Origin of the sequence: Pandoraea sp. (assembly GCF_004297875.1) — a bacterium.
GTDB lineage: Bacteria > Pseudomonadota > Gammaproteobacteria > Burkholderiales > Burkholderiaceae > Pandoraea.
On record NZ_SCSK01000048.1, the window covers coordinates 139,407 to 153,531 of the forward strand.

At 60.0% G+C, this 14,125-nt stretch carries 7 protein-coding genes; 5 read left to right on the plus strand and 2 right to left on the minus strand.

What is annotated here, in order from left to right; genetic code table 11:
• Positions 1-283: 283 nt before the first annotated feature.
• The 5 genes from EPN80_RS15100 to EPN80_RS15120 all read left to right on the plus strand — a co-directional run bounded on the left by EPN80_RS15100 (position 284) and on the right by EPN80_RS15120 (position 4,053).
• A complete protein-coding gene (locus EPN80_RS15100) occupies positions 284-2,149 on the plus strand; it encodes a lytic polysaccharide monooxygenase (protein WP_293028913.1) in 1,866 nt (621 codons plus the stop codon).
• 77 nt (positions 2,150-2,226) lie between these two features.
• Positions 2,227-2,460, plus strand: coding sequence for a hypothetical protein (locus EPN80_RS15105; RefSeq protein ID WP_293028916.1), 234 nt, complete (start codon positions 2,227-2,229; stop codon positions 2,458-2,460).
• Positions 2,460-2,786, plus strand: coding sequence for a hypothetical protein (locus tag EPN80_RS15110; RefSeq protein WP_293028919.1), 327 nt, complete (start codon positions 2,460-2,462; stop codon positions 2,784-2,786). The genes EPN80_RS15105 and EPN80_RS15110 overlap by 1 nt, the downstream gene beginning before the upstream one ends.
• 102 nt (positions 2,787-2,888) lie before the next feature.
• Positions 2,889-3,629, plus strand: a complete 741-nt coding sequence (locus tag EPN80_RS15115; RefSeq protein ID WP_293028922.1) for a DsbC family protein — start codon at positions 2,889-2,891, stop codon at positions 3,627-3,629.
• 142 nt (positions 3,630-3,771) lie between these two features.
• Complete coding sequence (locus tag EPN80_RS15120) at positions 3,772-4,053, plus strand: hypothetical protein (protein ID WP_293028925.1); 282 nt, start codon at positions 3,772-3,774, stop codon at positions 4,051-4,053.
• Between the two features lie 40 nt (positions 4,054-4,093).
• Here EPN80_RS15120 and EPN80_RS15125 read toward each other — a convergent pair whose 3' ends face one another.
• Positions 4,094-7,450, minus strand: a complete 3,357-nt coding sequence (locus tag EPN80_RS15125) for an ATP-binding protein (protein WP_293028928.1) — start codon at positions 7,448-7,450, stop codon at positions 4,094-4,096.
• 202 nt (positions 7,451-7,652) lie between these two features.
• Positions 7,653-14,078, minus strand: a complete 6,426-nt coding sequence (locus EPN80_RS15130) for a hypothetical protein (RefSeq protein WP_293028931.1) — start codon at positions 14,076-14,078, stop codon at positions 7,653-7,655.
• Positions 14,079-14,125 lie beyond the last annotated feature (47 nt).

The window sequence follows — 14,125 nt, forward strand, 5'->3', positions numbered from 1 at the left end:
GACAGACAGATTTCTCTTGCCTGCCTGCGCCGCATTCTCTGGCCGCAGGACGGGTTTTCCAATGGGACGAACCCGTCGTACTGCTGAAAATTCATTTCGTGAACGGCGGTGCGCCGAAGCTTGCGCGCGCTGTCCCTTCAACGGCATTTCAATTTTTCGGCAGTCGAGAACGGATGGAGGTGCACTACACCAGCTTACACGACAGGTAACGATCCCCGACGGTTCAGCCGCCGTCATTTTGGAACCAATTGACTCATTTAAAAATTTCAGGAAATTCAACGCAATGAAACGTAACAATGCATTCAACCGCACGGTGCTGGCGCTGACCGCCGCCGCGCTGCTGGCCCCGCAACTGGCGGCTGCGCACGGCTCGATGGCCTCGCCCGGCTCGCGTGTTTATCAATGCTGGAAGGATGCTTCCAGCCCCGGTTGCCAGGAGATGAAATCGATCTCCGGCGAAGTGCCGACTTCCAACTGGTCTGGCGTGGCATTCATGAACAATGGCATGCAGAACAACGATAGCGTTGCCTTGAGTATCGCCGAGCACATGAAAGCGACGCCGGACGGTGAAATCTGCTCGGGTGGCCGCACCGACATGAAGGGTATCAACCACCTCAAGGGCGGCTGGCCGACCACCGTGGTTTCGCCCAACGCCGCGGGCAACATCGACTTCCACTGGAAGGCGACCGCGCCGCACCGCACCTTCTATATGGCCACCTACATCACCAAGGACAACTACGATCCGAGCAAGCCGGTGAAGTGGAGCGATCTGGAAGAACTGTGCATCGTCGACGGCAAAAGCCAGGAAGCCAGCAGCCAATGGCTGACCAAGCCGGCGCACGACATGCACTGGCAGTGCGCTTATCCGAAGAACAAGGAAGGCCGCCATCTGATGCTGACGATTTGGCAACGCCCGCACCCGGGCCACGCTTACGGCCCGGTCTGGGGCGAGAGCACCGAATCGTTCTACTCGTGCTCGGACGTGGTGATGAACGGCACGGTGGCGTCCTACAAGGACCTCGGCCAATTGACCGCCAAGCCCGCGGCGCTCAAGGCCGGTATGCAAGTTGAATTCCGCCTGATGGACAAGACCGGCGCCGACCGCGAACGCGGCATGCACGTGCTGGCCAGCGAGCGCGACACGGAAGCCGACAGCTGGGTGTATGACCTGGCGACCAAGGTCAACCAGAAATCTCAGCTGGTGCGCATCGGCGTGCGGCAGGACAGCGGCAAGGTCGAGCCGAGCCTGAAGGCGGCCGAGAACAAGGTGTATAGCATCGATGGCAAGAGCGAGTTCAACTTCAATATCGATATCGGCGTGACGCGTCAAGGCAGCGCAAAGACCTACAAGGCCGGCGATCAGTACAAGATCGGCGACGTGGTGATTCATCAGGGCCGCAAGTATGAGTGCTATCAGTACGCGAACTGGTGCAGCACCGCTCACGTGGAGCATGTACCGGGCTCGGGCGCGCATGCCAAACAATTCTGGCGTGACGTCGGTGTTGCCGACCAGCAAAAACCTGGGCAGGAAGACAAGAAGCCGGGTAATGAGGATAAAAAGCCCGGCAATGAAAATCAGAAACCTGGCAACGAGAACCGCAAACCTGGTAACGAAAACCAGAAACCCGGCAATGAAACCGAAAAGCCGGCTATCGAGGCAATCGTGCAATTGCACGGACAGGCCGCGATGACGGTTGGCGAAACGCAGGCGATTGCGTTCGGTGTCTCGGGCGAGCTCAAACACGACATCAAGGCGACCTGGAGCGTGAAGGGTCCGGCGGGTGAAACCTCGCACACCGATAACGTACTGCGCTTTGCGCCGACGGTCGCCGGCAAGTATGACGTGTCGGTGCACGTAACCGGCATGAACGGTACGCAAAAAGCATTCGGCAAGGCCAGCATGACGGTCGTTGTAAAGGCCAAGGCGATCGAACAGAAGCCCGAGCAGAACAAGAAGCCCGGCAATGACAACCATCCCGCTTACAAGAGCGGCACCCAGTACAAAGTGGGGGATGTCGTGCGCGCACGTGACGGCGGTCTGTACAAGTGCAAGGTGTTCGGCTGGTGCGGCCAGCCGGGGACCGACGCGCACTACGAACCGGGCAAGGGCGCCAGCTGGAACCTGGCCTGGGAAAAGGTCGGTGCCTGATAGCGTAAGTGTTCTTTAAACCATCGCGCCGGCCTTCGGGCCGGCGTATTTTGTTCGTTTTTTTTCGAGGATTGCAAATGTTTTCTCTGCAACGTATTTCGCAAGCGGCCCTGCTACTGGCGATGCCCGCGATTTTTTTCAACGCCGGCATGGCGTATGCCTGCCCGGGTCATGACAGCCAGCCTATTGAACAGAAACTGACCCAACCGGCGCACGACGAAAAGTCGAACACGACCGCGCAACCCAAGTCCCGCGCGAGCAGGCACGTCGGTGCGACAGGCGCCGCCACGCCGCAAACGAACGGGAAGTGATGATGCGCGCCTCTCGATTTTCGTCATTGTTGCTGCGTTGCGTGGCGCCGCTCGCGCTGCTGAGCGGGGCAGTCCCGGCCGCCGCGCACACGCCTCATGCGCCTCACGCGGCACCCGTTGCCGATGCCGAGTCCGCCCCCGCGGCACCCGCCTATACTCCCGGCAAGCATTACATTCCGGGGGACATCGTGTCCCACCGCGGTCATTTGTATATGTGCCAGCCGTTTCAGGGCAATTGCGGCCAGCATCCCGAGCGTTATGAGCCGGGGCACGGCACGGAATGGACACATGCCTGGCAAATGCATAAGGGCTGTCATGGTCATTGATTAGGCCGTCGAGCATCTGGGTTTGGGACGAATCCCATATTTAGGAAACGTGAATTTTTTAACAATAGCCATACCCGATTCCTACATTTTGGAGAAAAGTTGATGCGCCCACGCACGATATTCGTCGCGATCCCTCTGGCACTGGCCGCTGCGGCCTGTCATGCCGCACCTTCGCAAGACGCTGCGATCGCGCAGGATGCAGCCAAGGTCAAACAGACGCTGAGCACTCACCTGGGCAACCGGGCGACCATTGACGAGGTGCGCGCCAGTGTGCTGCCAGGGGTGTTCGAGGTGCGCATGGGGCAAGATATCGTCTACGCCGATCGATCCGGCCGCTATGTGATCACCGGCGATATGATCGACACGCAGTCCGGCACCAATCTCACGCTTGAGCGCCGCGCCGCGCTCGAGGCCATCTCGTGGCAGGACCTGCCGCTGAATCAGGCAATCAAGTCCGTCAAAGGCAAGGGTTCCCGCGTGATGGCCGTGTTCGCCGATCCGAACTGCGGGTATTGCAAGCGCCTCGAGCAGGAACTGCAAAAGCTCGATGATGTGACTATCTACACTTTTGTTTATCCGTTCCTGTCGGCGGATTCTTCGGCCAAGGCCAGCAGCATTTTATGCGCCAAGGACCCGGCCAGGGCGTGGCACGCGTGGATGGTCGATAACCAGGCTCCGTCTGCGACGAACGCTTGCGCGACGCAGACCGACGCTCTGGTGGCGCTGGGCCGCCGCCTGAATGTGCGCGGCACGCCGGTGGTGATTTTCGGTGATGGCAGCCGTCTGCGGGGATACGCCGCGGCCGACGTACTGGAGAAGAAACTGGCTACCGTCAAGCGCTAAGCAACCCGGAGGATGCCGTCAGATTTTCCTGATGTCTGTGCGCGCACCTTCACGCTCGATTTCCTTATCTTGCCGCCAGCGACCGATCGACATTCCGGGGAGTGCCGGCGGCGGCGCATCGATGGGCACTGCAATGACATCAATGAAAGATATCTACTGCTGTACGGTGATTCCCGACAGTCAGCGTCTGGTCGACGCATTGCGGGCGGCGCGCTGGGACGAAGCCGCCGGCCTGCTGCATCGGTTGAAGGGCGTGATGCTGACGCTGCGTGCCGACGATGCGCTCGGGATGATCGCCGCCGTGGAGTCACAGTTTTTTGCGCAAGCCGCCCTGAATCAGGCAGATGCATTGCAGGCGCTGATGACATCGGATATGTTTTTGCGCCGTCATTTTGCCGGCGATGAGCTCATCACGCCCCCTTGACTCTTCTTCCTGCCGAGCCAGACAGCTCGGCCCCCAAAACCTATTCGGTATCGAGCATGTCTTGCGCGGTCTGGACAAGTATCGCCTGGAGCGTAGACGCGAGCGCGAAAGCCTCGTCGCCCCATTCGTACTCGATGCACTGCTCGATGGATTGGCACAGTAAAACTGCTGGCTTGATTTCCAGTGCGGCCAAACCGCCCTGGGCGCGATGCGCGACCTCCCGCAGCTTTGCCGTGTCTTCCTGCTCGAGCGCGCCCTGCAGCGCGTCGGCGTCGTGCTGCAGGCTCTGGGCCGCGCGCTCGGTCATATCCGGCGTCCAATGCGGCATGGGCTCGGTAGCCGAGGCCATTCCTGTCGTGCTGTCCGGGCCGACTCCGTCCGCAGCGCGCGGGGGATCAATGCTCACTTGCGCGGCAGCGCCAGGCAAGTGCCGCATAAGGGCGGCATGCAGGGTTTCGATGTCGAACGGCTTTTGCAGGCAGTCATCCATGCCGGCCTGCAGACATTTTTCCCGCTCACCCGACACACCGCCGGCCGTGATCGCCACGATCGGCACAGTAACGCCGGCAGCGCGCAGTTCCTGGCTCAGCGTATAGCCGCTCATGCCGGGCATGTTCAGGTCGGTCAGCACGATGTCATAGCGCGCGCTCTTGGCAAGCGCCAGCGCCTTGCAGCCATCGCCGGCGGCGATGACGCTGCAACCCAACTGGGCCAGTTGCCGCTCGAGCAGCATGCGGTTGATGACCTGATCGTCGGCCACCAGAACAGTGCCGCCGAGCGCCGTGTCGCCCGCCGCGACATTGCTCGCGGACGGCAACTCGCATTGCTCCGGCGCGCTTCGGCAAACCATCGCCAGCGCGTCGAACAGCGCCTGCTGCGAGAGCGCCGTGACTTGCAGGACATTACCCTGCCAATGCGGTTGAAAGCTGAAAACCGAGCCGAGGGCGATGCTGCCGGACAGCGGCGTTTCGACGTCCGGACCGGCGTGTACGGTCAGGCGGATTCGGGCTTCGTCCGCCGCTGCCGACGCGCCTGGCGCCTGGCGCACGGATCCGCCCCAGGCCCCGATGAGATCGGCCAGATGAACCCGCTCTTCGTCTGGGCCGTCGATCTCGATCAGGCGACCGCTCAGCAACGCAGCTTCGCTCGCCGGTGGCGGTGCCACGCGCGTCAGCGGCAGCGTGACGCGAAACGCGCTGCCCTGCCCCGGTTGGCTGGCGACGTGAATGTCTCCGTTCATGGCGGCGATGAAACTACGGCAGATCGACAGGCCGAGACCGGTGCCGGAGAAATGCGTGCGGCCGGCATGACTGCCTACCTGACCAAACGGCACGAAGATGCGCTCCAGGTCGCTCTTGGCGATGCCGGGCCCGCTGTCCTCCACCTCCAGCATGACCCGGACCCGCGTGCCGTCCTGCGCCAACAATCGTCCGCGCAGGGTCGCGTGGCCGCGCTCGGTGAATTTGATCGCGTTGTTCAGCAGGTTGTTGAGAATTTGACGAATCTTCAAAGCATCGCCCTGCCACCGACCGCGCATCGCGGGGTCCATGAAGCACCGCAGATCGATACCCTTGAGGTTGGCTCGCGACCAAAAGCCCTGAACGACTTGCTCTGCTTCGGTAACCAGATCGAATACGACGTCGTCGAGCGTGATGTCGCCGGCACCGGCCTTGGTGAAGTCGAGCGCGTCGTTGAGCACATCCTTGAGAGTGCGGGCCGAACTGTCCATCGCCAACGTCAGTTGTTGCTGGGCCGAGTCGAGACGCGTCTTGATCAGGAGTTCAATGGACGCCAGCATCCCATATAGCGGGGTGCGAATTTCATGGCTGATGGTAGCCAGGAACTGCGTTTTCGCCGCGCTGGCGGCCTCGGCCTCACGGCGCGCATGTTCGAGGATTTGCTCGGCCTGCTTCTGCTCGGTGATGTCGGCCAGTGCGCACAGCACCACCGCATCATCCTTGTGGGTTGTGTCGGCAAGTTCAAGCTGATAAATGCGACCGGTCTGCGTGTCCGAGATATGCGGATGCCGACCCAATTGTTGGTGAAACACCAGAGCGGCGGCCCAGCCTGGATCCGGTAATGCGCCGCGTGGGGTGGTGTCACCCCCCGGCGCGGCGACGGGTCGCCACCGCGAGAGCGGTATGAAATTGCGGTTTTGCATGGCCACGGAGCGGTCGTGCTTGCGCAGCACCGCCAGTCCGATTGGCGAAGTCTCGATGACGGTACGGTTGAAGTTTTCGCTATCCACCAGTTGTCGCGCCTGCCGCGCTTGCGGAATCAGCACGGTTTTGATCAGATGCCTGGCACTGAGGATGGCTGCACCCGTGGCGAGCAAGAAGAGCGCGATTGCGATGCCGATCGGCACGATTTTCTCGCCAATGACGCTTGCCAGACTGACCGCGTAGACCAGGTGCCAGTCGAGATGGGGCACACGGCGGCTGATCTGCACGACGGCGAGACCGGGTTTGAATTGCAGCGACAAAGCCGCACGCCGCCCAGATGAGCGAAGTTCGTTGGCGACAGCCGCGGGCGGGCGCCGGCCGTTGAGCAGGATCAGCTTGCCATTTTCCGAGACAAGAAACAGATCTCCCTTGAAGGCTCGCCTTTGCGCTTGTGCACGCGCGTCGATGACGTCTGGAGCGACGTCTGTCGACGCGTAGGCGACGAGATTGCCTTGCGGGTCGTAAATGGGGATGAAGCAGATCAGGACGCTTTTGCCGCTGATGAGGTCGTGCTCGGGCCCGACCCAGTAGACTGCGGCGCCGCGCTCGCGAACGCCAGCAGAGCGAGCCATCGCCCGTTGGAAAGCGGCCAGGCGACTGCGCACGAATTCGGACATGGCGGCCGCGTCGCCAAGCCCATGATCGAGTCGATGCGGTATGAATATTGCCGTGCTGCCGTCGGCGGCCAGAAAGAGCGAGCGCTCGTCGCTGACGACCGCACCCCAGAAGGCGGTGTCGAATTCGACAAAGCGCAAGCCGAGTCGCAGCAGGATGTCTGCTGTCGTCGCGGATTCACCTGAATGCGTTCGCAGCACGTAGAACGGTTCGTTGCCGGGCAAGGTGAATTCGGCTGGCGCGCCGATAGGCGGCAAGGGGCGATCCCAGTGTCCGGCTGGCGCGGAACGGCAGACTTGATCGCCAGCGCGACAGAAATAATGCGGCACCAGCGTGTTGAATTGGCGCACAAAGTATTCCTGCCGCGAGATTTCTTCTTGAACCTGAGCGAAATGCAAGGCGCCCTGCTCGCTACGATCCCATACGGTATAGGCAACCAGCAACACGATATAAATCGCCAAAAGCGTTGCAAACAGCGCGATGATCAGCGCCGTCCTGGCAATCAGGAAGCGATAGGAGGTACGGCTTGCCCGCGCGCCGGCGGCAGGTGTCAGAGGCATCTTCGAGCACCGCTTCCGTAAGACTATCGTGGCAGGCCCAAGGAGACGACAGGGGCCGGTTGCGCCTCATTGTAAGGCGGCCGGCACCTTGCTTCAACTATTACGCACTCCAGCGTATTTTTTCCAATAGGTCAGACGAGTTCCTATTTTTTTCGTGGCTCGTCATGTATGCCGAGCCACGCCATGTCGATGAATTAGTTGCTTATCTGAAGAAGCTGTTCTCGTCGAATTTGTACCGAACACGGAAATAGACACCCTTGGAGGTTTGTGCCATTTCGGTGAAGATTCGATCGGAGAAACCGACAATGTTGTGTCCGACCGACAACCAGAGATTGTCTTTGAGCTGATAACCCACCTCGGCACCGAATGCATCGCGACGCTGGAAAGTGTCGTCGAACATCGTCGAAGCATTCAGGCCAACATCCCAGTCACGGCCCAGATCCCAGGTGATCCGGCCCGACACAAGGTGGGCGCTGGCGTCACTGCTTACCCCGTAACCGCTCTCGCTCAGGTGCTTGAATGCATAGCGGCCTGTCAGGGTCGTGCGGTTCAGCAATTGGCCGTTGGCCACCAGCGCGAGAATGTGCTCACGGCGCCGGTCCGACAGGGTGGAAGCCATCCTCCCCTGAGCAAAGCGATGCTCGTAGTAACCCAGCAGGTTGAGGTCGTTGCGCTCGGTCTGCCTATAGGCCACCCCGAGGCGCTGTCGGGTCTGGAGACTGTTGGCTGTCGCGTTATTGCCGCGACCCAGCGTGCGAAATACCACGCTACGCCCCAAGAGCGTCCAGTCCTGGTCAAGCTTGACCGCAGCCATGATCGTGTGCAGGAGGCTGTCTTCGTTGGTGGCTCGACGCAACTCCAGGCTGGTGCTACCCTTCCAGCGCGGATTGGCGAAGTATTCAAGTCCGCCGGTGAGTGCCGTCGATTCATTGTTACCGCCTTTGAAGCCCCCGACCGACCGGGTTCGCTCGAAGGTTGTGTTCAGCCGCACGCCTTCGGCAATGTTGAATCCGTTGCGCAAACCCAGTGCAGCCTGGGCATCGCGGCCATCCAGGGCGCTACCAAGGCGATATTCGCTGAACACCCGGCCATCAGGCATGTATTGCGTGTCGATACCGAACATGGTTCGGAACGTTCGCTGATTGCTGTTCAGGTTATAGAGACTGCCCAGACTCGACAGGATTTCATGACGACCGTAAAGGCGACTGCTGTCGTTCAGACGGTAATCGCCGCCGAGCGCGAAGACGCGGCGACGGCTGTCGCGCAAGTCCTGCTCGTATTCGCCGTAGGCGGTCGCCTTGGGTAGCCCCGGGACGACCGTGGTCAGGCGGCCACGCAGCGTATTCAGGTGAATATCTCGCATGCTGCCGTCTGGCATTTGCTGTAATGTCTCGACGATTCTCGAGCCGAATTCGGCTTGCAGTCTTTCAGTCAGATTGCGCTCGACGGCCACCATCGCGCCGGACAGGTTGGTCGCGCCGTTACCCATTTGCGTATGGTCTTGCGAATGAATGAACTCGCCTTTGACGCGCGTTCGATCGTCGACGCGATAAGCTCCCTCGGCGCGCACATCGGTGCGGCCCGCAGACACCGGCGCACTGATGTTATCGAAACCCTCATTGGTCCGTGTCGCGCTGAGTTTTCCTTTGATTCGCTCCGATTCATGTGTGACCTCAACGCGGGCGCCTTGACCGACGCCTTTTTTCATGGTGTCGGTACGTGCCAGTTCGCCTGCGACTTTGGTGCGCTCGCCGATTTTCGCTTGCAGGGTAATGCCTTGCAAACGACGCGCATCCGCTGGATTCTGGTCATCGACGGCGACTGCGCCGAGTGTGATACGGTCAGTCAGCTTGAGCTGAACGTCACCGCCGAAAAGCCAGAATTTCGGACCATTGCCATTCGATTCATAGGTAATGCGGATCACGTTCGGATTCATCGTCAACGGATCGTAACTCGGCACGGGCTCCCTGAAACGCAAACGGCCGCTGAGTGTTTCTATCTCGTAGTCGACGAAGCGTGTTTTCAATTGGGTTTTGACAACGACCCCAGGTGCATTGCGGTCATAGGTGATGATCTCGACGCGCTCGGAATTTTCAACGTAGTCCGCGCCAAACACCGTATATGGACCGGAGATGCCCTCAGCAGGGATCTCGATCTTGCGCTGCACGAGATTGTCGCGACTGACGAACGCATTGGCTTTAACGCGCTCGTTTTCGAAATGATGCTTCAAGCCGGTAACCGCTCGGTCGTATTGCGTCAGTTGGCGCACGTCCCGGCTGCTGGACGTGGAGAAATCGCCATAGAGCAGATACGAGCTGTCCTTATCGACGCGCAGGTAAAGTCGGCTGGTCGATTGAGCGTCGAAACCTCGCACCGATGAATCACCATAGATCGGATAGTAGCGGTCGGGTTGAATATCCCTAAAGAGACGGTCTTTGACGTCTTTTTCGCTATCGAAAGCCGCCGTCAGCAGATATTCCCCCTTCACCTGCCCCTTGAGGAAGAAAGCGGCCCGCCCGCCAACAGTGTCCCGGCCGCCACTCCACTCTCGGCTCAGGCGCGTCAGCTCCTGCTCGAACCCGTTGTTGCGGCTGACCGGCTCGATCAGCCCATTGCGCAGAGTAATCACGCCTTCGAGGATACCGACTGCAATAACGGGACGAAGCGCTGGAACGAAGGTGACGGCATGGTCGGTGGAGACGAGTCCCGACACGATGCGGAACTCGACCTCACCCGGCACGGTAGGCGCAATCAACTTGAAATGGCCCTCGCCGCCCTCGACGAAAGTCTGTATGCCGTCTTGCGTGGGGTCGAGATCCCGGGTCTGCCACTGGCCGGCACTGGCACCCAGCGTAACTGGAATTCGGCGCGTGACCGGTACACCGGCAGCATCGGTCAGGCGGATCGTGACCGGCACCTCGGTTTTTCCGTCGGCGACCGGATGCGGCGGAATCTTCAGATCGATGTGCGCGAGTTCGCCCGGCACAATGACAACGATGCGCTCCTGGCTGGAGCCATCGCTCAGGCTCAGCTCATTCCTGCCGGTCCGCAGATCGACGCCCAGGTATTCCCACGCCGTCACTCCGCGACTACGCAGTGTGCTGCGGCGCGCGACGCGGTCTTCCGGGACGGTCACGCCGTTGACAGACAGGACGAATCTGGCGCCCAGCGGGCCTTTGACTCGCACAGCCGTTTGTCGACTGTCCAGCACTGTGCCGTCGGACAGATCGACGAAACCCAACGAGGTATTGGCTGAGGGCAGAATTTCCTCGAGCGGCATCAAAGTACCTGCAGCAGGTGGCGCCGACGCAACGTGCCCGGATTGCGCCGCCGGAATCGGCATTGACGGGATCACTGATATCTGTGCCGGCGCAGTCTTGACAGGCATCGCCGCGGAGCCGTTGGCACCGTTCGGTGTGATGATCCCGCTGGCGGGCCGTGCTTTGGTATTCGCCGGACGCGTGTCACTGTATTGCGCGCTCATCGACGGTTTGAGCGCGGCTTCGATCTCGGGCATGACGGCTTTTTCGCGTCGTGCCTTGACCTCGGCCAGAATCGCCGCGTCGCATGTGAGTGCGAAGTCACCCCGACCAAGCTCACCATTACGCAGATCCAGGAAGCGAGTATCCCCCCGTTTTGCGTTTCGGCTCGAAATGGGCATGGCGCGCGCGCCCTGCGGCAGCGTCGTAGGATCAAGCTTGAGCACGTGGGTCAGTGGCTTCAAGCCGTACAGGCTGTACTTCCCGTCGGGATCGGTCTCGGCATAAGTGCCATCTTCGAGATATACCCGCACACCTGGTACGCCTGGCTCGCCGGCGGTCTGAATGCGATCGCCGTCACAGTCGAGAAAGACCTTGCCAGCGACGAAAGCGTCAGTTGAAAAAACGCCACCGGTGATGTTCACCGTGGCACTCGCTTCATTGGAGGCTAGCGGTCCGGCGTAGGCTTTGGCGCGATTGGTTGCCTTGGTGCCTTCGCGTACGGTCGCGCCGACGCGCACACGATAGATGATATTGGCAGGCACGTTGGGTGGAAGTACCACGTCCTTGAGTTGAAACTGAAGCTGTTTTCCCTGCACCAGCGGATCAGCGATCGGAGACAGCGCCGGCAGCTTGCCGTTGGCCGGCGTCAGTTCGCCCACTGTGAGTCGTGCGGAATGCGGCACATAGGCGAATCCGGTGGGCAGGTCGTCCTGAATCGTGATGCCTTGAATGGCACTGCTTTGGGCGTGCTGCAGCGTTAACGTGTAGTTGACGAAGTCGATGATCTCGACGGCCGGCCGGTCTGCCTTCTTGCTGAGTTGCAGCGCGAACGCCTGCGGGTCGCTGGAGTCGATCGCGAGGTGATTGTTGACGGGGCGAGCATCCGCTGCGTGAATGAACGCCGTATGGTAAATCACCGGATCATTGCCGCTAGGCACTTTCAACGCCGCAACGACTTTATGGAGTCCGGCATTCATGCGCAGCGGTTGTGCCTGAGGCGGCACAATGGAGGAGAATCCGCGATAGCCGCTTGCCTGGACGTCCAACTGGTACTGGCCGACTGGCGCATTGCTACTGAGGCCAAAATAATAATAGCCGTTTTCGTCGGTCTTCACCGTCGTATTCGCCTCGCCGCCGATCAAATGGCGTTTCGGATCGAATGACGGTATTTCCGTTTTCAGCGTAACCAAGGCATTGGCCACCGGATGGCGTGCAACGGCGTCGTAGACGATACCGCTGGGCCGCACACCGAGGCTTTGGTCCTGATGAATGCTGCCAGGTTTGATTTGCGAGTAACGCAATAGTCCACGATCGAAATCTCGCACGCCAGACGCGGTGTTACGGGACGCTTTTGCACCGTCTTGCGGCACACCATACCATTGACCTTGCGGGGAAAGGAATCGCAGACTGAAATTTTTACCGGCGACGGGGAGCGCCATCTGATAAGCGCCGTGTTTATCCGTGGTCGCCTCGCCGACGATGACGAATCCCTCGGGCGTATCGGGCGCGTCCTGCAATAACTGGACTCGCCATCCGGGCAGCAGCGATTCACCTTCATCAAAACGCTCATTATGATTACTATCGAGCCAGACTCGTCCTGACAAGCCCGTTTTCTTGAATATGGTGGTGCGATAGGTCACCTTGTTGTTACCCTCCAGGTGATCTGGCTCACCGCCACCGCTAATCGTCACGATGGCATCGCGCACCACCGACGGACGATCCCCCGGTACCGCGTCGGGCGAGACCTCCGTCATCAATTGGATATTAGGTAAGTGGGTACCGGCGATTAAAAGTTGTGCTGTTTTGCAATGCGCCATTCGCTCCGAAACCTGGCAACGCCAGCCGGGCCCCTGAGCCGAGATGGCATTCACGCCCGGCGGCATCGAGGCCTTGATTTCGATCTCCCCAGTTGTATCACCGTTACCCTGGTTGATTGCTCGGAGTAAAAAAGCAGCCTTGCCGCCGGCAATGAAATCACCCTCCTGAGTCACCTGCGGCACCAGGTCGGGATGACGCGTTCCACCAACGCGAATACTGACGCGGTTACTGGTCACCTGCTGCGCCGGCGCAGTGCCCTGACCATAGTAGGTATCGGCAATATTGCTGATGTGTTTGCCGGTGAATTTTGGTGCGACTTTCATGGAAAACGACGCGTCGAATGCCCTGCCAGAAGGCAGGGCGACCGGCAGCGCGATGGCGACCTCGACGACATCGCCAGACGCGACACCCGTTGCCGCGCGATACTGAAATTCAGCATCCGTTTTGTTTCGAACCAGCAACAAGGCTTCTGCGTTACCTGATTGCAGCGAACCCGGAACATAGGTGACGCCAGCCGGCAAAAGATTGCGCATCAGGATGACGTTGCGCTCCTGACCGTCGATTTTCACGGCTCGGCCCTCGATGCGAGCCACCGGTTCCGCAGTCTCGAGTCCGACATTTTTCGAGGATAATGTGACCTTGACCGCATCACCGGGATTCACGGAGCCCCGCGCAGCAGTTTGGGTAAGTTGCATCACGGCACCCTGCACGGCGTAAATCGTCGCCTTTGCGCTAGCATCGATCCGACTCCCCTGAGCCATTGCCCTGAGGCGAACGTTGGCTTCGCCGGTTACGCCGATCGGCACATTGCCATGAATCAACAAGGACGCCCGGCCCTGAGGTGACAGCGATAGGGTGGCGCCCGGAGGGAGTGGACGATCGAACTCGTCGATTGACCCGTTATTGTTCGTGTCAAGGTATAAGCTGAGATTGTCCAGAGCGAAACCAGACAATGATTTTGTCTCGAAGGTATAAATCGAGTGCGTATTTCCCGTATTGGCCAACTGGAACGGTATGGTGACGCTCATGCCCGGCACGGCCCGTACTTGCCGGTCGCCATCGAAGCTCAAGGCCTCCACTGGCAGCACCTCGATCACCGTGACATTCGACTCGATTGTCACAGGATGACGCGAACCAGACGGCATATAGGTAACAGTGGCCTGCGCACGGATTCTGGTACCGGCTTCAGGCATCGCTCCGTCGCCGGCTTGCGCTGCCGACACGATGGAGGAAACTACCGCAAGGAAAATGACAAGCACCACCAGCACCCAATGACAGATTGCGTGATGCCTGCAGGAAGTGAATCTGTTGAGCTTGCTCTGTTCCATGTTAGTTCGTTTGCAATGCTGATAACCGACCAGCCATGTCCGTTACA

Bases quoted from the DNA above. Each gene is read 5' to 3' on its own strand.
- EPN80_RS15125 (WP_293028928.1), bottom strand. From the start codon at position 7,450: ATGCCTCTGACACCTGCCGCCGGCGCGCGGGCAAGCCGTACCTCCTAT.
- EPN80_RS15110 (WP_293028919.1), top strand. From the start codon at position 2,460: ATGATGCGCGCCTCTCGATTTTCGTCATTGTTGCTGCGTTGCGTGGCG.
- EPN80_RS15100 (WP_293028913.1), top strand. From the start codon at position 284: ATGAAACGTAACAATGCATTCAACCGCACGGTGCTGGCGCTGACCGCC.
- EPN80_RS15115 (WP_293028922.1), top strand. From the start codon at position 2,889: ATGCGCCCACGCACGATATTCGTCGCGATCCCTCTGGCACTGGCCGCT.
- EPN80_RS15105 (WP_293028916.1), top strand. From the start codon at position 2,227: ATGTTTTCTCTGCAACGTATTTCGCAAGCGGCCCTGCTACTGGCGATG.
- EPN80_RS15130 (WP_293028931.1), bottom strand. From the start codon at position 14,078: ATGGAACAGAGCAAGCTCAACAGATTCACTTCCTGCAGGCATCACGCA.
- EPN80_RS15120 (WP_293028925.1), top strand. From the start codon at position 3,772: ATGAAAGATATCTACTGCTGTACGGTGATTCCCGACAGTCAGCGTCTG.